25 protein-coding genes are annotated in these 24,355 nt (G+C 30.2%); all 25 read right to left on the bottom strand.

Translation table 11 applies throughout. The annotated features are described in order from the left end of the window. Positions 1-114: 114 nt before the first annotated feature. The 25 genes from mltG to BUB34_RS01295 all read right to left on the bottom strand — a co-directional run bounded on the left by mltG (position 115) and on the right by BUB34_RS01295 (position 24,327). Complete coding sequence (mltG, locus tag BUB34_RS01415; RefSeq protein WP_073123507.1) at positions 115-1,158, bottom strand: endolytic transglycosylase MltG; 1,044 nt, start codon at positions 1,156-1,158, stop codon at positions 115-117. A gap of 138 nt (positions 1,159-1,296) precedes the next feature. Continuing rightward, the gene (locus BUB34_RS01410; protein ID WP_073123505.1) at positions 1,297-2,622 is read right to left on the bottom strand and encodes a pyrimidine-nucleoside phosphorylase; all 1,326 of its coding nucleotides are present in this window, start codon (positions 2,620-2,622) and stop codon (positions 1,297-1,299) included. Between the two features lie 173 nt (positions 2,623-2,795). After that, a complete protein-coding gene (locus tag BUB34_RS01405; protein ID WP_073123734.1) occupies positions 2,796-3,608 on the bottom strand; it encodes a purine-nucleoside phosphorylase in 813 nt (270 codons plus the stop codon). 25 nt (positions 3,609-3,633) lie between these two features. Further along, positions 3,634-4,806 (bottom strand): phosphopentomutase, encoded by a 1,173-nt coding sequence (locus tag BUB34_RS01400; RefSeq protein WP_073123503.1) that lies wholly within the window; start codon positions 4,804-4,806, stop codon positions 3,634-3,636. 14 nt (positions 4,807-4,820) lie between these two features. Further along, on the bottom strand, positions 4,821-5,705 hold the full coding sequence (locus BUB34_RS01395) for a tyrosine-type recombinase/integrase (RefSeq protein WP_073123501.1): 885 nt from the start codon (positions 5,703-5,705) through the stop codon (positions 4,821-4,823). Between the two features lie 11 nt (positions 5,706-5,716). After that, complete coding sequence (locus BUB34_RS01390; RefSeq protein ID WP_073123499.1) at positions 5,717-6,322, bottom strand: stage II sporulation protein M; 606 nt, start codon at positions 6,320-6,322, stop codon at positions 5,717-5,719. Positions 6,323-6,415: 93 nt separating this feature from the next. Then, entirely contained in the window at positions 6,416-6,961 is a 546-nt protein-coding gene (locus BUB34_RS01385; protein WP_073123497.1) for an NUDIX hydrolase, read from the bottom strand. Beyond that, complete coding sequence (locus tag BUB34_RS01380; protein WP_073123495.1) at positions 6,933-8,030, bottom strand: DUF3866 family protein; 1,098 nt, start codon at positions 8,028-8,030, stop codon at positions 6,933-6,935. Before BUB34_RS01380 ends, BUB34_RS01385 begins: the two co-directional genes overlap by 29 nt. Before the next feature lie 4 nt (positions 8,031-8,034). After that, on the bottom strand, positions 8,035-8,859 hold the full coding sequence (locus tag BUB34_RS01375) for an MraY family glycosyltransferase (protein ID WP_073123493.1): 825 nt from the start codon (positions 8,857-8,859) through the stop codon (positions 8,035-8,037). A gap of 7 nt (positions 8,860-8,866) precedes the next feature. Then, positions 8,867-9,559, bottom strand: a complete 693-nt coding sequence (locus BUB34_RS01370) for a glycosyltransferase family 2 protein (RefSeq protein ID WP_073123491.1) — start codon at positions 9,557-9,559, stop codon at positions 8,867-8,869. 17 nt (positions 9,560-9,576) lie between these two features. Next, positions 9,577-10,452 carry a copper transporter gene (locus tag BUB34_RS01365; RefSeq protein ID WP_073123489.1) on the bottom strand — a complete coding sequence of 292 codons (876 nt, stop codon included), beginning with the start codon at positions 10,450-10,452 and terminating at the stop codon, positions 9,577-9,579. Between the two features lie 16 nt (positions 10,453-10,468). Beyond that, positions 10,469-11,590: a putative cytokinetic ring protein SteA gene (gene steA, locus BUB34_RS01360; protein WP_073123487.1), complete on the bottom strand. Its 1,122-nt coding sequence runs from the start codon at positions 11,588-11,590 to the stop codon at positions 10,469-10,471. Between the two features lie 301 nt (positions 11,591-11,891). After that, a complete protein-coding gene (spo0A, locus tag BUB34_RS01355) occupies positions 11,892-12,728 on the bottom strand; it encodes a sporulation transcription factor Spo0A (protein WP_073123733.1) in 837 nt (278 codons plus the stop codon). A gap of 101 nt (positions 12,729-12,829) precedes the next feature. After that, a complete protein-coding gene (locus BUB34_RS01350) occupies positions 12,830-13,843 on the bottom strand; it encodes a SpoIVB peptidase S55 domain-containing protein (protein WP_073123485.1) in 1,014 nt (337 codons plus the stop codon). 162 nt (positions 13,844-14,005) lie between these two features. Continuing rightward, positions 14,006-15,697: a DNA repair protein RecN gene (gene recN, locus BUB34_RS01345; RefSeq protein ID WP_073123483.1), complete on the bottom strand. Its 1,692-nt coding sequence runs from the start codon at positions 15,695-15,697 to the stop codon at positions 14,006-14,008. A 36-nt stretch (positions 15,698-15,733) separates the two neighbouring features. Then, a complete protein-coding gene (locus tag BUB34_RS01340; protein WP_073123481.1) occupies positions 15,734-16,540 on the bottom strand; it encodes a TlyA family RNA methyltransferase in 807 nt (268 codons plus the stop codon). Positions 16,541-16,685: 145 nt separating this feature from the next. Further along, positions 16,686-18,548: a 1-deoxy-D-xylulose-5-phosphate synthase gene (gene dxs / locus BUB34_RS01335; protein WP_073123479.1), complete on the bottom strand. Its 1,863-nt coding sequence runs from the start codon at positions 18,546-18,548 to the stop codon at positions 16,686-16,688. 292 nt (positions 18,549-18,840) lie between these two features. Continuing rightward, positions 18,841-19,278: a divergent PAP2 family protein gene (locus tag BUB34_RS01330; protein ID WP_073123477.1), complete on the bottom strand. Its 438-nt coding sequence runs from the start codon at positions 19,276-19,278 to the stop codon at positions 18,841-18,843. Between the two features lie 9 nt (positions 19,279-19,287). Then, a complete protein-coding gene (locus BUB34_RS01325; RefSeq protein ID WP_073123475.1) occupies positions 19,288-20,175 on the bottom strand; it encodes a polyprenyl synthetase family protein in 888 nt (295 codons plus the stop codon). A gap of 2 nt (positions 20,176-20,177) precedes the next feature. Beyond that, positions 20,178-20,393 (bottom strand): exodeoxyribonuclease VII small subunit, encoded by a 216-nt coding sequence (gene xseB / locus BUB34_RS01320; RefSeq protein ID WP_073123473.1) that lies wholly within the window; start codon positions 20,391-20,393, stop codon positions 20,178-20,180. Positions 20,394-20,395: 2 nt separating this feature from the next. Then, on the bottom strand, positions 20,396-21,601 hold the full coding sequence (xseA, locus tag BUB34_RS01315) for an exodeoxyribonuclease VII large subunit (protein ID WP_073123470.1): 1,206 nt from the start codon (positions 21,599-21,601) through the stop codon (positions 20,396-20,398). Positions 21,602-21,617: 16 nt separating this feature from the next. Further along, positions 21,618-22,583, bottom strand: coding sequence for a Kae1-like domain-containing protein (locus BUB34_RS01310; RefSeq protein ID WP_073123468.1), 966 nt, complete (start codon positions 22,581-22,583; stop codon positions 21,618-21,620). Further along, on the bottom strand, positions 22,567-23,076 hold the full coding sequence (gene nusB / locus BUB34_RS01305; RefSeq protein ID WP_073123466.1) for a transcription antitermination factor NusB: 510 nt from the start codon (positions 23,074-23,076) through the stop codon (positions 22,567-22,569). Before nusB ends, BUB34_RS01310 begins: the two co-directional genes overlap by 17 nt. A gap of 73 nt (positions 23,077-23,149) precedes the next feature. Beyond that, complete coding sequence (locus BUB34_RS01300) at positions 23,150-23,524, bottom strand: Asp23/Gls24 family envelope stress response protein (RefSeq protein ID WP_073123464.1); 375 nt, start codon at positions 23,522-23,524, stop codon at positions 23,150-23,152. Between the two features lie 158 nt (positions 23,525-23,682). Continuing rightward, positions 23,683-24,327 (bottom strand): SpoIIIAH-like family protein, encoded by a 645-nt coding sequence (locus BUB34_RS01295; protein ID WP_073123462.1) that lies wholly within the window; start codon positions 24,325-24,327, stop codon positions 23,683-23,685. Positions 24,328-24,355 lie beyond the last annotated feature (28 nt).

Below are 24,355 nucleotides of genomic sequence, written 5' to 3'. Positions count from 1 at the left end.
TTCTTGCAAAATTAATATAGGATTACACCTTAGTGATCTCAAGGCATAATCCATAGTTTAAATCTCTAGATTAAAAAATCAGTTTCACCAATTTTTTATCTCTTTGCTTGCTATCTATTTCTTATTTAGTTTATCTCTCTCATCTTTGTACTCTTTTACATACTTTAAATGATCCTGATAATTTGTACTATAGTTATTTCCACCATCCATTTTCGCTACAAAGTATAAGTAATCTGTATCCGCAGGATTTAAAACTGCTTCAATAGACTTTATCCCTGGATTAGCAATTGGTGTGGGTGGTAAGCCTTTATTTTTATAACTATTATAAGGAGAATCAATCTTTAGGTCCTTATATGTCACTATTTTTTTTCTTTTCTCAAAAATATATTGTATTGTCGCATCGGATTGAAGAGGCATTCCTATTTTAATTCTATTATAAAATACACTAGCTATTAGAGGCCTGTCCTCATCCAAAACAGCTTCTTTTTCTACTATAGATGCCATAGTAATAATCTCCTGAAGGCTTTTATCGGATTTTTCTATATCTTCTTGGACTTTTCCAACGCATTCGTCAGAAAATCTTTTTAGCATAGCTAATAATATCTCATCTTCCGAGTCTTCTTCATTAAAATAATACGTATCTGGATATAAAAAGCCTTCTAGTGAATTTATTCCTTTATCATTCAAAAATTCAAATTCCGCTTTAAATTCCTCGGGTTTATTAATCAACTCATCATATCTACTCTTTTCTCCTAATTTTTTATTTACAAGAATAGATACAATCTCTTTTGATGTAGAACCTTCTGGAATTGTTATTTTTACACCGTCCTGATATATTTTACCAGATGCCAACAAATCTATTATCCCACTGTTTGAATAAGATTGATTAAGCAAGTACTTTCCTGCCTTTATAGAAGAAGCTTTGTTGCTAACTTTAACTAATGCCTTAAACATAGTTTTATTTTTTATCAATTCATTTTCATATAATATATTGGATATACTATTTATAGTTGAGCCAGATGGAATGTCCACTATTATGTCCTTTTTATTGTTTTTGTTATATGGTCCTATCTGCATGGCCACGAACACGCCAAGAGAAATTAGAACTATAGCAAAAATCAGTCCTATAATCTTGTACTTATTATTTTTAAAACTCATAGGGTTATCTACTCCTTATGTATATTTATATCCTCTATATTATAAGTCTAAGAATGAAATTTTTCAATAAAATTTGTCGAACAACTGGATATAGCCTAACACTATTGTTTACATGTTAGGCTATTTGTAATCATATTTTTAGAATTTTTTTATTTCGTCTTGAGTTACAACACCGTATATTAACTTGCTGTTTTCTACCTTTTCATCTGTTATTTTATATGCATTTTTTAATTTTTCTTCAGATGATTTATATTTTTCCATATTATTTAAATGTATATATGCTAAAACATCGTCTTTATTTACATAGTCTCCAACTTTTTTATTTAGCACTATACCAACAGATAAATCTAATTCGTCTTCTTTAGTTTCTCTTCCTGCACCTAAAATCATAGCTGCTATTCCAACTTCTTCCGCTTCTATCTTGCTTACATATCCTGATTTTTCCGATTTCACAGGTATTATTTCACTTGCCTGAGGAAGAAGTGTATAATCATCTACTATATTTTTATCTCCACCTTGGTTTTCTATAAATACCTTTAGTTTCTCTAGCGCTCTACCTGATGATATTGCGTCTCTAATTTTGTCTACTCCATCATCAAAATCATCTGCTACCTTAGCTAAAACTAACATGTATGATCCAAGTGTTTCACACAGTTCTACCAAATCACTTGGCCCTCTTCCCTTTAATGTCTCTATAGCTTCAATAACCTCTAAAGAGTTTCCAACAGCATGTCCTAAAGGTTCATTCATATCGGTAATTAGACCTACCGTTTCTCTACCCATTTCAGTTCCTATATCAACCATAGCCTTAGCTAGTTTAAATGAGTCATCTAGTGTTTTCATAAAGGCACCATCACCAGTCTTAACATCTAATACTATTGAATTTGCTCCTGATGCTAATTTTTTACACATTATACTAGCAGCTATAAGGGATATATTATCTACTGTAGCTGTAACGTCTCTTAACGCATACATTTTTTTATCTGCAACTGCTATTTTTGCAGTCTGACCGCAAACTGCTATCTTATGTTTATTTACGGCGTCTATGAAATCATCTACTTCCATATCTATAGAAAATCCTGGTATAGACTCTAGCTTATCCAATGTCCCACCAGTATGTCCAAGTCCTCTTCCAGACATTTTTGCAACAGGTGCATTACAAGCTGCTACTAATGGTGCTAATGCTATTGTAGTCTTATCTCCTACCCCACCCGTACTATGTTTATCAACTTTTATACCATCTATTTTTGATAAATCTATGACATCTCCTGAATTCATCATAGCCTCTGTAAGGTATGCTGTCTCTTCTTTTGTCATTTTATTTAAATATATTGCCATAAGTAAAGCTGATACCTGGTAGTCTGGAATTTCATTTTTTGAGTATTTTTGTACAAAAAATTCTATTTCCTCTTTAGTTAACTGATGGTTATCTCTTTTCTTTTTTATTATATCGTAAATTCTCATAAATCTATAAACCGTTTATAAAGCATGAAAACCCTATGTCTAAAAATGTTTTAGGATGCTTTTAACGATTTTCACCCGCCTCTCTTCTAAGTAATGTCTTTTTAAACTACTATCTATCCAAAATAAGCTTAATATTTATATTAAGCTTATTTTGAATTTAATCTTATCTAAGTTTATAATTTCTCTACTATATTTTTTACTAAACTCAAGAATTCTGACTTAACTCTTGTAGTAGTTTCAATAACCTCTTCATGATTTAAAGGCTGATCAAGTATTCCAGCTGCCATATTAGTTATACAAGATATACCTATAACATCCATTTTAGAATGAGATGCAACTATCACTTCAGGTGCAGTAGACATACCTACAGCATCTGCTCCTAATATTTGAGCTAATTTTACTTCTGCTGGTGTTTCATATGTTGGCCCACTAAAGAACATATAAACACCTTCTTTTAATTCTATATTTAATTCTTTAGCACAGTCTCTAACTAAATCTAAATATTTAGGTGAATATGCGCTAGACATATCAGGGAATCTATCACCTAATCTATTATCATTTGGTCCCATTAAAGGATTGTTTCCACTAAAGTTTATATGATCTTTTATCAACATTAAATTTCCTGGTTTGAAGTTTTTATTAGATCCTCCTGCAGCATTAGTAACTATAAGCTTATCTACACCTAAACTTTTCATAACTCTTACAGGGAAAGTAGTTTCTTGTTGAGAGTAGCCCTCGTAATAATGGAATCTACCCTTCATAGCCACTACTTCTTTGCCTTGTAGAGTTCCTATAACTAAACATCCATCATGCCCTTCTACAGTAGAAACCGGGAAATTAGGTATATCACTATAATTTATTTTTACAGGGTTTTCTATTTCATCTGCCAATACACCTAATCCTGACCCAAGTATTAAACCAATTTCAGGTTTATTTTTTATTTTTGAGTTTATAAACTTTGCACTTTCTTCTATTTTGTCAAACATATTCTTCATCGATGTCTCCTCCAAATTATTTCATTATTTGTGATTTAAAACTAGTACCATTTTTAGTTATTTTAACTCCTAGTATATCTGCAACAGTTGCTCCTATATCAGCAAAACTATCTCTTATTCCTAGGTTAGTATTTTCTTTTATTTGTTTTCCATATACTAGTACCGGTATATATTCTCTTGTATGGTCTGTTCCCTTATACGTAGGATCATTTCCATGATCTGCATTTATTATTAAGATGTCTTCGTCTTTCATAGAAGCTATTATCTCTGGTATTCTACTGTCAAACTCCTCTAATGCTTCCTTGTAGCCCTTAACATCTCTTCTATGCCCGTATTTAGAATCAAAATCAACTAAGTTTGTGAATATAAGACCTTTGTTTTCTTGTTTGATATATTTTATAGTTTCATCCACTCCATCCATATTATCCTTGGTATGGACTGCCTCAGTTATACCTTGTTTATTAAATATATCTTCTATTTTTCCAACGCCTATAACATCTAACCCTTCCTCTTTTATATTGTCTAAAACTGTTTTTTCAAAAGGACTTAAAGAGTAATCTCTTCTATTTGATGTTCTTACAAATTCTCCAGTCTTTTTTCCTATAAATGGTCTAGCTATTATTCTAGCCACTGCGTTGTCGCCCATCATTATTTCCCTAGCAATTTCACACATCTTATATAATTCATCTAATGGTATTATTTCTTCATGTGCTGCTATTTGGAACACACTGTCAGCCGATGTATACACTATAACATCTCCAGTTTTCATTTGATGCTCTCCATATTCATCTATTATAACAGTACCTGATGCAGGTTTATTTCCTACTACCTTTCTTCCAACTCTCTTTTCAAATTCTTCTATAACTTCTTTTGGAAAACCATTTTCAAAAGTCTTAAAAGGAGTCTCAACTAAAACCCCTGTCATCTCCCAATGGCCTGTAGTAGTATCTTTACCTTTAGATATCTCAAGACATTTACCAAATGCACCAGTCGGATTTTCTACATTTTCTAGAAAATCTACACCATCTATATTACCTATACCCAATTTTCTTAAATTTGGTATTTTGATATCTTTATGGTTTTTAACTATGTTTCCTAGTGTATTAACACCTTTGTCTCCAAATGCTTGAGCATCAGGTAATTCTCCTATTCCTACACTGTCAATTATCATCCACACTACTCTACTCAAATTGATGACCTCCTTTAAATTGTATCTTTTCTAGGATGCTTTTCTTTTATTTCCTTTCGGATGTTTTGATCTATATGATTCAAGTACACCTGCAAGCTAGATAAATTAGTATTCCCTAATATTTTACTCACAACAGAAATATTAGCTCCTTTATTTAATAAATGGATTGCAAATGAATGTCTAATCATATTTGGATTTATATTCTTATTTATATTTGCTAAACTTGCATATTTTTTTATAACTTTCCAAAGTCCTTGCCTTGTAAATCTCTTACCTAGAGAACTTACAAATAGTGAATGTTCATCTTTACCTACTAATTCACCTCTAGATTCATTTATATATTTTTCTAGATAAAACTTGGTTACATTAGAAATAGGTATAATCCTTTTACTTTTTTCACTATTGCAATAAATATAATCCATATCTAGGTTTACATCATTTATATCCATTTTTACTAGCTCTGAAACTTTTATTCCTGTTCCATATAAAAGTTCAAATATAGCCTTATCTCTTATTAACTTTGGTGTATCTAACTTAGGAAAATTTAACAGTGACTCTATCTCATCTTCTGTCAAAATATCTACTTCTTCCTTTTTTACCTTAGGCTTTTTTATATCTTTTGCCAAGTTAGAACTGCATATATTACTCAAAAACAAGTAGTCATGAAATGATTTTATTGAAGAAATCATTCTAGAAATTGTCGCTACTGATGTATCTGCTTTTTCTAACTCTATTAGATAGCCTATAATATCATTTTCTCTTATATCACTTAGTTTTATGTTTTTTAGATTTAAATATTCTAGATACTTCTTGATATCTGTCAAATACGATAAAACGGTATTTTCAGATAATCTTTTTTTGTTTTTTATGTAATTTATATAGTCTTCTAAGACCTGCATACTAAACTCCTTTATTTGACTAACAACTTAATAATACCAATACTTATTGTATTTAATATCATTTGCCCCGATACCGATATTAATAATATAATTGTTGCATTTAATAAGTATCTCTTTATTAAAGATATTATATTATCTTTACGATTTTTTTTCAAAGCATAAATTACTTCCTTCGCATAATTTATAGATATCAATGTCAGTATAATCATAGCCGGAATAATAAATATATTTTTAATAAAAATTAACGAAATTACCTTTATACTTTTCAACTTTAAAGTTATTATAGCACTATTTATAGTATATCCTACGGACATTCCTTTTAATATAAAAATGATAATTAAAATAGGAATTGTTACAACGAATAATGTAGATATGCATATAGATACAATAAAAATTATATCAGATTTTAAGTTGGATAGTACCGCTTCTTTTAAATTTATATCGCCATTATAGTAGTTTACTATTGGATTAATAACTTCTAATATAGTGTTTTCTGAATTAATAAATACTTTATTGAGGTATGCACCTAGAATAGCCGTCGCTACAAAAATTAAGCCCAGTATTACTATCGGTTTGTCCAGTTCTCTAAAATTATTTTTTCTGTATGTTCTTCTCAAATTTATAACCTCCTCCTTGTCCACCTATTATTTCATATGTGTTATAAATAATATGTGAAAAAAGGAGAGGTTATTCATCTTAGTTTATATAAGTTATACAAGTTCTTTTTCAATCAATTCCTTAGCAAGTAAAATTCCTATAGATGTCTTGGCATCTTCGACTTCATTGTTTAAAACTAAATCATATGCCTCGTTAAAATCAACTTCAAAAATATCTAAAAACTCATCTTCATCAAAATGAGTATCTCCCTTTATTAATCCAGTTGCCAAGTAAATATAAAGCTTCTCATTTGAGAAACCTGCAGATGTAAAGAATTTGTGTATTAGTTTTATATTTTCAGCACTATATCCAGTCTCTTCTTTTAGTTCTCTTATTGCACATTCCTTAGGATTTTCTCCTATTTCTAGTTTACCTGCTGGCAACTCCCAGATTACCTTTTCAATTGGTTTTCTAAATTGTTTTACTAGTATTAACTTTTTATCCTCTGTCAAAGCCACTATACCTACAGCCCCACCATGTTCTACTATTTCTCTCTTTTGGTATCCCTTCCCAGGGATTTCAACAGTGTCTAATCTAAGGCTAACTACTTTACCTGTATATATCTTATCACTACTGATTGTTTTCTCTTCTACTATCATCACAAACCTCCATTAAGTAATATGCAGCTGTACTAGCAGCTTCAAAAAATTCCGCATCCTGATCGTAATTTCTCCCCATGCTCTTAACTTTAAGTCCGAAGTAGTCTAAATCTTTTTTTGTATTTAAATTCTCTAAATATTTTACATTATGTTTTTCTTCTAATTTATTTTCCTTAATTTGTCTATTTATTACTTCCATATTTTCGCCGTCATATAATGTTATAGGAATATTAACTGCTACATTAACAATATCTCCTAGTATTGTTAAACTATGGTGAGAGATTCCTCTATGTCTATCTCTTTTATCTGCAAAACTCATCCTTGGTATAGCTATCGGTATTCCTCCTAATTTGTCTACAGCATCTAATATTGGACCTTGTTCTATTCCAGTAAATCCATATTTAGTACCTGTACCAGCAATTCCCGGTCCCATTCCTACAAATACAGCGTCAGCTTTTATAATTTCCTTTGCAGTAATAAGTGCTGTGTATATATTTATACACTCGTAATCTCCACCAAAGGCATTTCCTATAGTAATTGTACTATCTATTAAACCTTTATTTTTTAAAGTCTCTACATTTTTACTTAAATATATAGGAAGAGCAGCTCCATCAGTCATTATGTAGACTAATTTTTTATTTGGATTATTTCTTTTATAAGATGCTACAAACGGTGTCAACATACTATGAAGCGTACCCACCACAACTGGCATATTATCTAGGCTTTCAAATTTTTCAAATTCATCATGATAGATACTTCCCTGTTCTTCTACAGAATCAACTTTAACTTGTAGTGGTGTATACCTTAACTTCATAATATGACCACCCTCAGTTAGACTAGATTCCATATTATCTAAATTAGATATTACAAAATGATACCCACCTGTTCCTAAACTAAGTTCTACAGCAGTAGTATTTAAAAGTACTTTGTCGCCTATATTTATTTTTCCTGTCATTTTCGGAAAATTATATGCCCTCTGAACTTCTCCATTTATATTTACTCTTATATCGTCTAGATTTTCAGATTTATCTACTATATCTTCTACAATTCCAATCCTTTTACTTATCATAATTCTACCTTCCCAATTTATCTATAAAATTTAAGAATTTATTTTTTTCTATTATTTTAGTCAAAGAATATTTCTCGGTCAATATATGTATAAGAACTAAAAACACTAACCATCCTAATCTTACTTTTATAGAATAGCCAAAAATCATAAGTATTCCTATTGATATTCCAAGAACATTTGATCCTGCATCTCCCATCATTGCTTTTGCCTTTAAATCATAATTAAAATATGCAAGAACATTTGGTAGTATAAGAAGAGGTAAAACTTTAACATATCCTGTTATTGTTAGAAATATTATTGAAGTTATTAATAAATATCCCTTTATAGCTCTTCCTGGTCTTAAGTCTAAAAGATTCATCAAGTTTGTAGACAGTGCAACTATTAAAGTATTTATAACTATATCTCCTAAATTCTTAGATATAGTTATAGATATTATAAGCCCAACAAAGCCTCCAAACAATGCCTTAAAACCACCTGTAGTAAGATCTCCTTTGAACATGCTTTTAAAATGACCCTTAAGTCCACTTACATCTCTATTCCCTATTATATCGTCTAGTATTCCAGCAAAAAACATACTTATGGTACCAAACAAGAACATAAATAAGTACAATAAATTTTCTATTTCATTTGTAACAAACGCTAGTAATATACCATTTAAAACAACCATAGGTAAAAATACAAGTCCCATGCTAACTGGAATCATATCTCCCTTATAGTTAGGCTTAACTATGTTACTATTTACCAATAAATTTTTAAATAAAGGTATTACAGAGTAGGTTCCTATAACCCCAGCAAGTGCTATAATGGCGTAAAGTATATAATTGTTCATCTACATACTACCTCCATTCCTTTTTTTTCTGTCCTAAAACCTTTTTTATATGGTAGTATTGTTTTCCTCTATGGATAAAACCTTTTAAGTCTCTTCCAGTTTCATTATGTGTCATATTTACTAAAACTTCTTTTATTGTATATCCATATTTCAATATATCTATAGTCATTCCAACTTCAACACCATACCCAAATGGTATTTCATCAAATTTTTCTAAAACCTCTTTTTTGAATATTCTTTGTCCTGATAGGGTCGAATCTAGTTCAACGCCCGTCATTTCAAGAACAGATTGCTTAGCCAATCCCTTAACAAATCCTAAGCCACCTTTTTTCTTAGCTGGCGGAAACTTAGCTATAGTTACATCAGCTTCTCCATCTAAGATAGGAACTATCAGCTTTCTTATTTCTTTAGCTGACTTACCTAAGTCTCCATCCAAAAATCCTATAATATCGGCATTTTTCATAGATATCCTCAAACCATAATTTAAAGCATATCCCTTACCTCTATTTTTATCTAGCTTAAATACCTTTAGCTTGTCATTTTTTATTTCTGATGCTATTTTATAAGTATCATCGCTTGAACCGTCATCTACAACAACTATTTCATTTATCTCTTTTATGTCTACTATACTATCCAGCGTATCCTTTATTCTTCCTTCTTCATTATAAGCTGGTATTATTATACTTATATAAGGATGCATTATCCCATCTCCTTTATTTATTTCTCATATGGCAATAGTGCTTCTGCGCTATCTAATCTTCCAAAATTACCTACTCTGTTCGCTTCTTGTAATAGTAAAACTAAAGATATATTACCAACACCTTCGTCTATATTATCCACTGTAGCAATCTTACTCTTAGAGTATAAATCCACATAAGAAAACTTTGCATCTGATCTTTGAACTCCTACCACATACTTGTTTTCTTCTTTTAACTTAGATAATAAAACACCATCTAGCTTCTCAAACTCTTTTGCTCCATCCTTATAATCATTGTCACCTGATATAACTATATTCTCACAAGACATATAATTATCGGCAAGTGAATTTAATTTTATAAACCCTACTTCTTCAAGAGTTTTTAATTTATCATTAGCATTACCATCTTTTAATATACTAGATAAGTATTCTACAAAATCATTTGAAGTTTTGATTTCTTTACCTAGTTTAGCTGATAATTCATCTAATTTATTTTTTTCTGTTGCAGCTTTCTTTAAAACTATATTAAATGATACCTTTCCATTTGCCTTTTTTATAATATTTTCTATGTCTTCTGTTTGATCATTATGATCATTAGTAGATAATATTCCTATATTTTTATCTATTAACATATCAGTTACTATTTTATCTACATTTTGATTAAGAAAATCTACAGTTTTTTCAAACTTTTCATCTGATGCTTTTAAATCTAACTCTAAGCTTTTGTTGATATCTTTCAAGTCTTCAAACTTCTCATCTAAATCGCTTATTAACTTAGCTTGTTGTTTGCTAAGTTGCTGATCATAGTTAAGATTAAACCCTACCATTATACCTATTCCTAAAGCTATGAATATAGCACCTATTGTTACTATATAATATTTCATATTTATATGCATACTAATCCTCCTCAAGTTACATTTGTAGCAATAGCTTTAACTTTAACTGCATTAACTGTATAAACTGTCTAACACTTGGTGAATAGGAAACAAGTATCATTACAGGGAATAAAGCGGTTGCTATTAATGCCCATATATATTTTATTTTTAACTTGCTTCTATATAGTAAATTAACACCTTTGGCATCTATAAGCTTTGAACCTATTTTTAATCTAACTAAGAATGTACTAGCCATTCCCTTTCTACCTTTTTCTAGGAAATCAATCATGTTTGAGTGAGTACCTACTGCAACTATAAGTTCAGCTTTATATTCATAAGCTATAAGCATAGCTATATCCTCGCTCGTACCAGGAGCAGGAAATACTATTGCATCTAAGCCTAAATCTTGAACTCTTTTTAATCCTGGAGCTCTTCCATCTGTATACGCGTGTACTACTATTTCCTTTGCCTTTTTAAGTGCTTCATCACTTACACTATCCATATCACCCACTATTACATCTGGAGTATAGCCAAATTCCATTAGAGCATCTGCTCCTCCATCAACTCCAACCAAAATAGGTTTTACTTCTTCTATGTAAGATAACATCGTTCCTAAGTCTTCTTTATAATCTTGCCCTCTTACGACTATAAGAACGTGTTTATTGGCATAATTGGTATTTACCTTTGGTACCTCTACTTCACCTAATATAAATCCCTTTTCTTTTTTGGCATACTCGATTGTATTGTCTATAAATCTGTCTAACTCAGTGGACAAGTTTTCATATGCTTTTTTTATTTGCTGTTCTACTTCTTGTCTTCCTAGTACTTCTCCCTGTCCTAAAAGTTCGCCATCTCTGTATATTTTTCCATCTATAACCTCAATTATTTGTCCTTCTTTTAGCTCCTCAAATAATTCTTCTCCAACGTTATCTATTATAAGAATGTTTTTTTCAGTCAATATACCGGGACCTTTGTTTGGATATCTTCCACTTATTGATTTATCTGCATTTATAACTAATTTTATCTTAGCCTCAACTAAGGAATTTGCAGCAACCTCGTCAATATCCATATGTTTTATAACAGCTATCTCCCCAGCCTCAAGTCTTTTAGCAAGCTTTTTTGTTTTTCGGTCTACCTTTATAGGGGCTTCGACTCTCATATTTAAAACCTCCGCTATCATTTTTAAAATCAAATTACATTATAGCATTATTTATCAATAAAATAAATGTTTTACCTTTTTTTATCGGTTTTATCAGCATTCTATACAAATAGTTTTATGTCGACTTTTCAAGTACTGTCATTAAATTAAATATGTATTGCTTATATTCCCCTATATTTTACACTTTAATTTAATAAACTTTATTTTCCTTAAAATATATGAAACATAAACCTCAAAAAATAAGCCTTCTGTTATGTAGAAGGCTTCTGTCTTTTATATATGTTTTTTAGTTTTTTATTATTTATTTTACCATACTATGTTCTAGTCTAAGCTTATCTGCAATCATTGCTATAAACTCAGAGTTTGTTGGTTTTCCTTTTGTATTATGAACTGTATAACCAAAAAGTTGGTTTATAGTGTCTACTTTACCTCTGCTCCATGCAACTTCTATAGCATGCCTTATAGCTCTTTCTACCCTACTTGGAGTAGTATTAAATTTTTTAGCTATACTTGGATAAAGCTCTTTTGTAACGGCACCTAAAAGCTCTACATTGTCTATAACCATCTTTATAGCTTCTCTTAGGTATAGATATCCCTTTATATGAGCTGGAACACCTATTTCATGTATTATGTTTGTAATTTCAGTTTCTATATTTCCTACATTTTTTACAAAATCAGTTCTTGTCATTTGGACATCTGAACTTACTCGTTGTTTTGGTTCATGATGAGAAGACACATTTGATACTAGTTCCCTGATTCTGTTTATAAATATAACAAAATCAAAAGGTTTAACTATATAATAATCAGCTCCTAGGTTTATAGCACTCTGAGTTATTTTGTCTTGACCTACCGCAGAAAGTACTATTATCTTAGGCATCTTAGGTATATTCATAGCATTTAATTTCTCTATTACTCCTAACCCATCTAGATGAGGCATTATAACGTCTAGTACTAATAAATCAGGTTGTGTTTTTTTCACTAAATCAAGTGCTTCTATTCCATCCTTAGCTATACCCAATATTTCTATGTCGTCTTCATTTGACAGATATTCTTTTAGTACCTGACAAAAATCCTTATTGTCGTCAGCTAATACTATTTTAATTTTCTCACTCACTAAAATTCCCCCTATTAAAAACATTTTCTTATATATATATATCATTAATCTACTTCTTCTATAAACTTATTCGACACGCTAAATTATATTCCTTCTATATATTAAACTTTTTAATATGTCCTTTCTCATTCTATCATCTCACCTATGTAAATACCATATCCCTTTTTAGGATTATTCTTGAAAACATGGGTTATAGCCCCAATTATTTTGTTATTTTGTATTATAGGTGCACCACTCATTCCCTGAACAATTCCTCCAGTATATTCCAGTAATTTTTCATCTACTACTTCTATTATCATATTTTTATTGCTGGATTTGTCTTTTTCCATACTTTTTATTCTAATATTATAGGCTGTTATATTTCTATTTTTATCTTCAAAAAGTATTATGGCTTTTCCTAGTTTTATATCTTCAAACTTACCAACCTCAACTAAAGATAGTCCTTCTCTGCGTTCGCTATTAAAACTCCCACTTATACCAAAAGTGTTATTGTCCTTAAAATTTCCTATACATTCACTTTCCTCAAAATCAGCCTTAATTTTGCCTACTAGATTATTAGAACTCCTTTTTATTTCTACACTGGCAGGATTATATATTTTACCTTCTTTTATTTTTAGTAGCTTTTCTGTCTCACTGTCTGTAATAGAGTGACCAATAGCTCTAAATCCGGACTGAAATGGGTCATAAAATGTCATTGTTCCTATTCCTGAAATTTTGTCCCTTGCCCATAATCCTAGCCTATATGTTCCATTTTCATACTTTGTCTGAACAGTATCTGTTTTATATTCTCCATCTCTCTCAAAAGTTACCTTTATCTCTTTTTTCTTTAAGTTATTTAGCATTTTTGTTATATCTTGACTGCTATTTATTCGTTTATCCTCTACTTCTACTATATTATCACCGATTTGTAACCCCCCTATATATTGTATGTCATCCTCCTCGTATCCAATTACTAAAGCACCATCTGTTTTTGCCTTTATACCTACTAAGTTTCCTAGTGGATACACGTATTTCTTTTCGTCTGAAACCTTAAGAACTTGTGTTGCTAAGTTTCTTTTATAACCAACACCTATTCCTAAAGTTACTATCAAAACTAAAAATATTATCATATATAACTTACTTCCACTTTTATTCTTCATTTCATTTTTTCTCCACTTTTATGATTTTATATATTTATAATTCCTTTTGAGTAGTTTTTTATTCATTAAAAATTAAAAAAGGGCTATAAAATACAGAGTTCAAACCTATATTTTATAGCCCTTAGGGACTAATATTAAATTAATATTTAACTTTTTAAAATGTTATTTATTTGTATCGCTTCTTTTTGAAAGTTCAATTATTTCACTAGCATGCTCCATTGTTTTTTCGGTTATATTGCTTCCTGCTATAAGCCTAGCTATTTCATCTCTTCTTTGTATGTCGCCTAGCTTTCTTATACTAGTAAAAGTTCTATCCTCTGAGGTATTTTTTTCTATACAATAATGAGTATCTGCATGAGCTGCTATTTGCGGTAAGTGAGTTATACATATTATTTGTTTTTTGCTTGCAATACTACTCAACTTTTCACCTACTATTTGTGCTGCTATTCCACTTATCCCCGTATCTATTTCATCAAATACAAGGGTATCTATATTATCTATATCTGCAAGTATAGTCTTAAATGCTAACATAAACCTAGACATTTCCCCTCCAGATGCAACCTTGTATATAGGTTTAACATCTTCTCCTAAATTAAAAGATATCATAAACTCTATATTATCTATTCCATTATATGTAAATGAAGTTTGATCAAAATTCACCTTGAAAACTATGTTTTTCATGTTCAAGCTTTCTAGTTCCATAAGTAGAATGCTTTCTAATTCAGATGCAACTTCTTTTCTAATCTTAGTTAATTTACTTGATTTTTCTAATAAAACATTTTCTATTTCTGAGATTTGTTTTTTTAACTCTTCTACTTTTTCATCTCTATTTAAAATTTCATCTAATCTATCTTTCATATTCTCATAATAGGTAAAGATATCTTCTATTTTATCTCCATACTTCCTTCTTAGATTATTTATTTCATCTACTCTAAGCTCAATTTGTTCTAATTGGTATGGTTCAAAATCTATACTATCTTTATAGTTTCTTATATCTCTAGAAATATCCTGAAGCTCATACATTATTCTCTCAATGTTCTCACTATAATCACTCAAGATTTTATCGTACTTAGAAATTGAATTTAATTCACTTAATGCACTACCAATTAAATCTACTACATTTATCTGTCCATTATATAAATTCTCATAGCTTAAGTTTAGATTATTAAATATCTTTTCACCATTTCTATAAACTTCTCTTTGTTTTAGTAATTCTTCATATTCATCCCTATCTAAATTAGCAGTCTCTATTTCGTTTATTTGGAATTTAAGTAAATCTATTTCTCTCTGTATTTGCATATCATCTTTATTTTCTGTAAGCGTATTAAGGGATTTTTTTAGTTCAATATAATTGGTGTATATAGATCTGTAATCATCCCTTATTGGCTTTATTTTGTCTTCTCCAAATAAATCTATAAACTTTAGGTGAGTATCTTTATTAAACAAAGCTTGATTTTGATGTTGACCGTGAATATCTATAAGTGTAGAAGATATTTCTTTTAGGAGTGATACTTTGACAGTTCTACCATTTACCCTAGCAGTACTTTTACCATCAGAATATATCAACCTAGTTATAACCAAAAGATTATCATCCTCTATATCTATATCATTTTCATCCAATATTTTCTTTAGTTGACTATTTTCAGAATAAAAAACACACTCAACTAAACCTTTTTCAGTGCCTTTTCTTAGAAATGATCTATCATATTTTTCTCCTAGACATAGTCCCAGGGCATCTATTATTATAGATTTTCCCGAACCTGTTTCTCCTGTCAATATATTCAAGTTATTATCAACGCTCAATCTTAATTCATCAACTAAAGCGCAGTTTTTCATATATAGTTCAAGGATCAAGTTAAATCCCCCTTTGCCTTTATATCTAAAATAAAATTATAAGTTATGGGACAACTCAACTACATCCACAATTTTCTTATAATAACCTTCTTTATCAAATTCACATTTACTTTGGGAATTTTTCAAATAAATTAGATATTCTATATTTCCCTCTGGTCCCTTTATTGGAGAGAAATCAAGTCCTAATATTTCAAATTCATTTTCCACAGCAAACTCAGATACCATCTTTATAACTTCTATATGAGTAGACTTTTCTCTAACTACTCCTTTTTTACCAACCTTTTCTCTTCCTGCTTCAAATTGAGGCTTTATTAATGCCACTATATGTCCATCCTTGCGTACAAGCTGTTTAGCTTTTGGAAGTACTAACTTCAAAGATATAAACGAAACATCTATAGAGGCGAAATCTGCAAATTCTTTTATTTGCTCTATGGTAACGTGTCTTATATTAGTTCTCTCCATACAAATAACTCTCTCATCTTGTCTTAGCTTCCAAGCAAGTTGTCCATATCCAACATCTATTGAAAATACCTTTGTCGCTCCATTTTGTAGCATACAATCAGTAAATCCACCTGTAGAGGCACCTATATCCATGCATACCTTATCCTTTAAAGTTATATCAAAGTTTTTCATTGCCTTTTCAAGCTTTAAGCCTCCCCTACTTACATAAGGTATTGGATTTCCCTTTACTTCTATTTTAGCCTCTTCTTTTACTTCTGAACCTGCTTTGTCGCATCTTTGGTTCTCAACAAATACAAGTCCAGCCATTATGGCCTTTTTTGCTTTTTCTCTACTATCAAAAAAACCTCTTTCTACTAATAATAAATCTATTCTTTTTTTCATAAAACTACCTTTCTTTTACTACAAAATTGACTTACTTTTACTATAAAACTAACTTGTTTTACTCAGTATTTCTACTAATATAACTTTTATGGAATACCTATTAAATAAGTATTCCATAAACCAATTTTCTTTGAGTATATAGAAACTATAACTTAAAATTCTTTATTTTTGCTGCTATAGATTCCGGTGATAAACCTAATATTTTATAGAGTTCATCAGCATTACCATGCTGTACAAACTGCCCATCTATTCCGATATTTATTATGTCTACATTGTAATTATTGTCTAATATAAATTTATTTATTACGCTTCCAAAGCCTCCTGCAATCACATTATCCTCTATTGTAACTAATTTTTTATGAGACTTTAGTATCCTATGAAGTAACTCTTCATCTATAGGCTTTAGGAATCTAGAGTTTACTATTGTAGGGTTTATACTGTCCTTTAATAATATTTCCTTCGCTTCAATAGCATGTTTAACCATGTTTCCTATTGCCAAAACAGCTATATCTTTTCCTTCATCTATAATTTCATACTCGCCTAAATTTATTTTATCATACTTGCCTTTTTCTAAGTAATAACTATTTCCTCTTGGGTATCTAATTGCTACTGGTTGATTTATTTCTAATGATAAATCCATCATCAGTTCTAGTTCACTTGTATCCTTTGGCGCCATTACAACGATATTTGGAACTGGATTTAGATAACTTAAATCAAATATACCATGATGAGTTTCACCATCATTACCTACAATACCAGCCCTATCTATAAGGAATGTTACAGCTTTCTTAGTTATGCAAACATCATGTATAAGCTGATCATATGCCCTCTGTAAAAAAGATGAGTATACTGCAAAGTATGGTTTCATCCCGTTTTTTGCAAGACCTGCTGATAATGTTGTTGCATGTTGCTCTGCTATTCCCACATCATAGTACCTGTCTGGATACTTTTTCTCAAATATATTCAACCCCGTTCCTGATGGCATAGCTGCTGTTATAGCAACTATTTTATCGTCCTTAGATGCCATATCTGTTAGTTTTTGCCCAACAGCACTTGATATAGATTTTTTCCCTGAAGGTTTTACTCCTGTTTTTATATCGAACTTAGACACCCCGTGATATTTATCAGGTTGTTCTTCTGCATATTTATAGCCCTTGCCCTTTTTAGTTATTACATGTAATAAAACAGGGCCATCCTTTGTTCTTGCCTTTTTTAACATATCAATTATTTCTTGTGTATTGTGCCCGTCTATAGGCCCATAGTATTTTATACCCAAAGAATCAAAGAACTCGCAATTCTGTGGTGTGAAATTGCTTATTATGCTGTCTTTTACCTTGTTAGCAGTTTTAGATATTATATTTCCTGCTGGTGTTACATTCAGTATTTTTTCCATCTCATCTTTCATTTTATTTATAGTTGAATTTCTTATAATACTTGAAAGATGTCTTGACATACCTCCGACATTTTTATCTATAGACATCTCATTGTCATTAAGTATGATTATTACATTTTTATTTATATAACCTAAGTGATTTAAGGCTTCTAAAGCTAATCCCCCGGTAATTGATCCGTCTCCTATTACTGCTATTACACTGTAGTCTTCATTTTTTATGTCCCTACCACAAGCAATACCTGTTGCAACTGAAATTGATGTAGAACTATGTCCTGTATCAAATATATCATGAGGACTTTCACTCTCTTTTGGAAAACCACTTAATCCATTAAGCTGTCTCAATGATGAAAAATCATTTTTCCTACCCGTAACTATTTTGTGTACGTAAGATTGGTGACCTACATCCCATACTATTTTGTCTTTTGGACTATCAAATACCTTATGTAATGCTAATGTCAATTCTACTATACCTAAGTTAGAAGCTAAATGCCCTCCTGTTTTAGATACCGACTTAACTAAAAATTTTCTTATATCCTTTGCTAGTAAGTCTATCTCTTCTGTACTCATAGTTTTTATATCTTCTGGAGAGTTTACTTTATTTAAATATTTATACATTTTATCCTCACCTTTTATTCGATAAGATTTTTAAAATAATTTTAATAATTATTTTCTACATATATAGTAGTGTTATACTTATCTAAAAATTTTAATTTAGTATAGTATTCTATATATATGTTATAAAAAAGTCTTCTATAGAAGACTAATTTAAAATAAATTCATATTGAACTAGTAGCTTTATATAGTAACTAGAAAAAAATGAATATATCTTATTATTGACTAAGATATATTCATTCTATAACACATTTTAAACATAGAAATTATATCATATAATATTATATTTTTCAATTTATGACATTAATATGGCTATTACAACACCGAGTATAGCTCCAAACCATACCTCAGTAGGTGTATGGCCTACTAATTCCTTTAATTTTTTCTGTTCTATATGTTTTCCCTTATGAAGATCATCTACTATTTGATTTAATATTGTTGCCTGCTTCCCGACCGCTCGTCTAACTCCAGCTGCATCATACATTATTATAAGTGCAAATACAGTGACTATTGCAAATTCGATTGAAGAAAACCCTCTGTCTAATCCTACTAATGTAGCCAAACTCGTAACAAATGAACTATGTGAACTTGGCATTCCCCCAGAGGTAAATATTCTCGAAATTTCTATTTTTGAATTATGTCCTGTGAATATCTTTATGAATTGCGCCATGAAGCAGGCGAAAATACTTATCCATAAAACTTTGTTGCTAAAAATTTCCGAAAAAAAGTCCATTTTCCCTCCTTAGTATTCTCTGGCTATTATATAATCAGCCAATCCATTTAAAAAGGCTACATCTTCTGATAATTTACTTATATTATCCTTTGCTTCATTTATTAAACAAAGCGCTATTTCTTTTGATTTATCTAACCCTAATATTGATGGATATGTTGATTTATTATTTTCTATATCACTTCCAACTTTTTTGCCTAGCTTTTTCTCATCTCCAACTATGTCTAATATATCATCTACTATTTGGAATGATAACCCTATATTCTTGGCATAATTAGTTATATCTTCTAATTGTTCACTATTAGCACCACCAACAATAGCCCCAGCTCTCATAGCTCCAACTATCATAGCTGCTGTTTTATTCATATGGATATAGTCTAGCTTTTCTTTTGGTATTTGTTGGTTTTCACTTTCAACATCTACCACCTGTCCACCTATCATTCCATATATTCCTGACCCTTTTGCAACTTCATTTATTGCCTTTAAATATTTTCCTGGATCCTCTTTGTCTACAGAATTTGATAGCATTACTTCAAATGCATAATTTAAAAGAGCATCTCCTGCTAATATACCCATAGCCTCTCCATATACCTTGTGGTTGGATGGTTTTCCCCTTCTAAAATCATCATTATCAAGTGCTGGTAGATCATCATGTATTAAAGAGTATGTGTGTATCATTTCTATTGCAATAGCAAAAGGTATAGCATCTTTTTCATTTCCTCCTACTACCCTGCACGCTTCTAGGGCTAGTATTGGTCTTAGTCGCTTTCCTCCTGCATTTAAACTATAGTTCATTGCCTCTATTACAGTTTTTTGATATCCCTCTTCTTTTGGCATATATAAGCGTAATAATTCTTCTATATAATCAATTTTTTCTTTCAATAATATTTTGAATTCCACTATTACTCCTCCCTAATACTAAATTCCTCTTTTAATCCTAACTGATTAAATTTGTTTATTTTAAGTTCAGCATTTTCTAATAACTTATTACAGTGTTTATAAAGTGCTATTCCCTCTTCATACAGACCCAACGACTCATCTAGGCTTGTACTTTTGGATTCTAATTTATACAAAATTTCTTCTAATTTTCTGTAGGCTTCTTCATATGTTAAATTCATACTTATACCTCTTTATTTTTTATTTTATCTACTGTACATTCAAGTTTTCCATCTTTTAAAAATATATCGATGGAGTCCTCTTGCTTTAGATTTTCTATACTGTTTATAATTTCTCCTTGTTTTTGTACTATACTATATCCTCTGTCAATAGTAGATAAAGGACTTAGATTGTGAAGTATAGCTCCTAGCTTACTTAATTTTTCATTTTCAGAAGACATATTATTTTTTATCTCAAAAATTATTTTATCATATATCTTATCTAGTTGTATAATTTTATCTTTTATTATATAGGCCTTTAAATAATTATTTATTCTCTCGAACACAGTATTTATCCTATATGAATCAACTTGAACTTTATTTATTAAAGATTTACCCATTCTATTTTTTAAGTTGTCAAGTTTATAATTTATATCATCTAGTGACGGTGTCGCTATTTCTGCTGCAGCTGAAGGTGTTGGCGCTCTCATATCTGCCACAAAATCACATATTGTAAAATCAGTTTCATGACCTACCGCAGATATTATCGGTATTTTTGAGTTAAAAACAGCCCTAGCCACTATCTCCTCATTAAAAGACCAAAGTTCTTCTATCGATCCCCCACCTCTTCCAACTATAATAGTATCTACTTTTTGTACTTCATTAAAAAAGTTTATCCCTTCACATATGTCTTTTGCAGACTTACTTCCCTGTACCGTTACTGGGTATAATTTTATCTCTATCTTTGGATACCTTCTCTTTACTACATTTATTATATCTCTTATTACCGCTCCTGTTTCTGATGTTACAACTCCTATTGAAGTAGGCATTTGGGGTATTATTTTTTTATATTTTCTATCAAAAAGTCCTTCTTTATCTAGCTTTTCTTTTAATCTATTAAACTCAATATATAAGTTACCTATTCCCTGAATCTCAATATTGTTAATATAAAGTTGATATGATCCATCTCTTTCATAAACAGATATATATCCATCTGCTATTATTTTTACTCCATCTTCTAAATCTAATTTTTTATCGTAATTACTTTTGAAAATAACGCAGTTTAATTTTGAATTTTGATCCTTAAGCGATAAATAAACATTGCCACTACTATGTACCTTAAAATTTGATATTTCACCTCTTACCTTAAGGTTGTAAAGTATAGGATCATTAATAAGAATCCTTTTTATATATGAATTTGCTTCACTTACTTCTAAAGCTCTTATTTTCATATTTCTTCTCCTAAAACTACTCTTGTATTTTATTTTTATTTAAACCTATTATAGCACAGCCAACCGCATTGTCTGTTGAATATTCTGGTCTACAAAAATATGCCTTTATATTGTTCTTTTCTAACTTATATGTCAATTCCTTTGATATATACTTACTAGCAGCCACTCCTCCTGCGAAAACAACCTCATTTATACTATACTCTTTAGATAAATACACTAGTACTTTAAACATATTTCTAACAACTGAGTCTAAAACTAATTTAGATATATATTCCTTTGTATTTTTATCTATTATTCTATTGACTTGATTTTCAAGACCTGAGAGATTCATATATCCATCTTTTACGGAAGTTTTTAGCCCTTGAAGTATTTTTTCAGTGCAATTTAAAGCGTTTTCATCTATATATCTTCCAGCAGGAAACTTATATCCCATGCTTACTCCAACCCTATCTATAAGTTGTCCAAAGCTTATATCACGACTTCCTCCAACTATATCTATATTGTAAGCATTTATATCCTTTGATACCAAAAGAACCTCCATTGTCCCTCCCGACATATGAACTGACAAAAACTTATTTTTATCTTTTAATTTATGTTCAAATAAACTTGCCTCAATATGATTTTCCTGGTGGCTCGTTTCATAAAAAGGACATTTTGAAATAGTCGACATTAATTTGCCGACATTATAGCCTACATTAAATACTGGCATATAAGACCCTTCTACCGGCCTAGGTCTTTTTGATGCACATATACCCTTAATGTTATAATTTTCTATTAGCTTTTCTATTTTCTCACTTATCTTGCTTATGTTATTTATATGTTGAAAAACTGCCTCACTCTGTCTTAGACCTTTGGAGTTCTCTTTTACATCTAAAACTATTCTTTCATTAAACAAGACTTTTTCATCTAAAGATATAGCTGCTATAGAAGTAGTATAGCAGCTAGTATCTATTCCAATTATTATATTATTCTCCGATCTCATCAATAACACTTCCTAGTATTCCATTTATAAACTTAGGAGCCTTATCATCACAATATATTTTTGCTAATTCTACAGCCTCATTTACAGAAACTCTTTTAGGGATATCTTCCAAGCATAACATCTCGCACAAAGATAGTCTTAGTATAGATATGTCTACTCTTGGCATTCTACTTACCGACCAATTTTTTGCGTATTTGTCTATTAATCCATCCACCTCTTCACTATTGTCTTTTAGATAAGAACTTATCTTTTTCATATATTCTTTATCTACTATATCCTCTAAAGTTAAGCTATCTAATTTTATGTTTGGATTATTAGAGTATTGTAGTCTTAATTCTTGATATCTAGCTTGAATGTATTCTAAATTGTCTTCTAAAAAACTCTCTATCATACCTTCTAAACTTTCCATCCCTTCTTTGTTTATATCTACTTGATAGATTAATTTCATCATAAATTCTCTCGTAGTAACTTTTTTGGCTTTATCATTTTTCATTAGCTGTAATCCTCCTTAGTTTGTTATGTCAGTGTTAACACAAAAAACCCTCTGAGTTTTCAGAGGGCTTATATTAACTTTTTTTAGATTGTTGTTTAGTCTGCTTAGTTTCTTCTTTTTCAGCTTTTTCTTTCTTAAAGCTGATTCCTTGAATATGTATATTCACTTGAGAAACTTTCAATCCTGTCATTGTTTCAACAGTATTTTTTACATTTTCTTGTACTTTAAAAGCAGTATCTGGTATAGATATTCCATACTTTATCATAACCATTACATCTAAGTTAACTTCCTCTTCTTCTATTTGTATTTTTACACCGTTATTTTTAAGTAATTTATCTGTTAATGTTGTTGTCGTTTCTATGCCTTCAACTTCTAAAGCTGCAAGTCCAGCTATAGTAGCTATTACATCATTAGATATCTTCACTTGTCCAAAGTTATTATTTTCCATGATAAATACTACCCCCTATTTAAGGAACTATTTTTATAACTATAATACCAAATGCAGCTCCACTTTGCAAGAAAATAACCTTAGTTAATACTAAGGTTATTTTTTTAAATAGTATACTACTATTTTATCCAGTATAATATTTTTTACACACAAAGAGTTTATTTGTTATTAGTTAATTTTATATTTTCATATTTTGCTCCAGATTGTTGAGCCACTAAATCAAAAATCTTTGCTGCATCTTTTTTATCCAGCGACTCTTTGTTTACCACTACATTTATTCCCTTATCACTTATATATACAAGAGAGTTTTCAAATCCCTTAGTACTTAAAATATTTTCTATTTGTAGTTCCATCTCCTGGTTCTTAACTATACCCAACTTCATATTAGACGCCTCTTTTCTAGACTCTTCTGCTGTAGATGGATTGTTGATCATTTCATTTAACTCTTGTACTAGCTCATTTCTTTGTTTTTCCCTAGTCATTTTCATATCTATCACATAAGACGTTTTCTTCATATTTTTTTCAGATGTGAGCTGTTTTTCTATCTTTTTGCTAGTTTCAGTTACCTTTTCTTCTACTTTACTTGCTTTACTATCTACAACTTCTACCTTCTCACTCTTAGAATCTTTTTTTGCATTGTTATCTGAGTTTTTTTCTAATTGAGCCTCTTCATATGCTTTAAATTCCTTTGACGTTTCTAACAAAGATTTCTTACTCAACTGATAATTTACAGTTCCTACTACTACTAACATCGCTGTTAATACTACTATTACAAATCCTCTTCCCCTATAATTAAATTTCATTTTTATCCCCCCGGTTATATGTAAAATT

It is taken from the genome of Asaccharospora irregularis DSM 2635, from assembly GCF_900129815.1.
Taxonomy (GTDB): domain Bacteria; phylum Bacillota; class Clostridia; order Peptostreptococcales; family Peptostreptococcaceae; genus Asaccharospora; species Asaccharospora irregularis.
The sequence above is the reverse complement of the archived record's forward strand: the minus strand, read 5'-3'. Positions and strand labels throughout refer to the sequence as shown.

Coding starts and splice junctions, on each gene's coding strand:
- BUB34_RS01385 (WP_073123497.1), bottom strand. CDS start 6,961: ATGATAGTAGAAGAGAAAACAATCAGTAGTGATAAGATATATACAGGT.
- steA (WP_073123487.1), bottom strand. CDS start 11,590: ATGAGAGTCGAAGCCCCTATAAAGGTAGACCGAAAAACAAAAAAGCTT.
- BUB34_RS01410 (WP_073123505.1), bottom strand. CDS start 2,622: ATGAGAATTTACGATATAATAAAAAAGAAAAGAGATAACCATCAGTTA.
- BUB34_RS01405 (WP_073123734.1), bottom strand. CDS start 3,608: ATGTTTGACAAAATAGAAGAAAGTGCAAAGTTTATAAACTCAAAAATA.
- BUB34_RS01365 (WP_073123489.1), bottom strand. CDS start 10,452: ATGCATATAAATATGAAATATTATATAGTAACAATAGGTGCTATATTC.
- nusB (WP_073123466.1), bottom strand. CDS start 23,076: ATGAAAAATGATAAAGCCAAAAAAGTTACTACGAGAGAATTTATGATG.
- BUB34_RS01375 (WP_073123493.1), bottom strand. CDS start 8,859: ATGAACAATTATATACTTTACGCCATTATAGCACTTGCTGGGGTTATA.
- BUB34_RS01300 (WP_073123464.1), bottom strand. CDS start 23,524: ATGGAAAATAATAACTTTGGACAAGTGAAGATATCTAATGATGTAATA.
- BUB34_RS01350 (WP_073123485.1), bottom strand. CDS start 13,843: ATGAAGAATAAAAGTGGAAGTAAGTTATATATGATAATATTTTTAGTT.
- xseA (WP_073123470.1), bottom strand. CDS start 21,601: ATGAAAATAAGAGCTTTAGAAGTAAGTGAAGCAAATTCATATATAAAA.
- BUB34_RS01295 (WP_073123462.1), bottom strand. CDS start 24,327: ATGAAATTTAATTATAGGGGAAGAGGATTTGTAATAGTAGTATTAACA.
- spo0A (WP_073123733.1), bottom strand. CDS start 12,728: ATGTTTTTAATAGGGGGAATTTTAGTGAGTGAGAAAATTAAAATAGTA.
- xseB (WP_073123473.1), bottom strand. CDS start 20,393: ATGAATTTAACATATGAAGAAGCCTACAGAAAATTAGAAGAAATTTTG.
- dxs (WP_073123479.1), bottom strand. CDS start 18,548: ATGTATAAATATTTAAATAAAGTAAACTCTCCAGAAGATATAAAAACT.
- BUB34_RS01370 (WP_073123491.1), bottom strand. CDS start 9,559: ATGCATCCTTATATAAGTATAATAATACCAGCTTATAATGAAGAAGGA.
- BUB34_RS01395 (WP_073123501.1), bottom strand. CDS start 5,705: ATGCAGGTCTTAGAAGACTATATAAATTACATAAAAAACAAAAAAAGA.
- BUB34_RS01310 (WP_073123468.1), bottom strand. CDS start 22,583: ATGAGATCGGAGAATAATATAATAATTGGAATAGATACTAGCTGCTAT.
- BUB34_RS01340 (WP_073123481.1), bottom strand. CDS start 16,540: ATGAAAAAAAGAATAGATTTATTATTAGTAGAAAGAGGTTTTTTTGAT.
- BUB34_RS01330 (WP_073123477.1), bottom strand. CDS start 19,278: ATGGACTTTTTTTCGGAAATTTTTAGCAACAAAGTTTTATGGATAAGT.
- mltG (WP_073123507.1), bottom strand. CDS start 1,158: ATGAGTTTTAAAAATAATAAGTACAAGATTATAGGACTGATTTTTGCT.
- BUB34_RS01380 (WP_073123495.1), bottom strand. CDS start 8,030: ATGATAAGTAAAAGGATTGGAATTGTAGAAGATATAGTAGATAAATCT.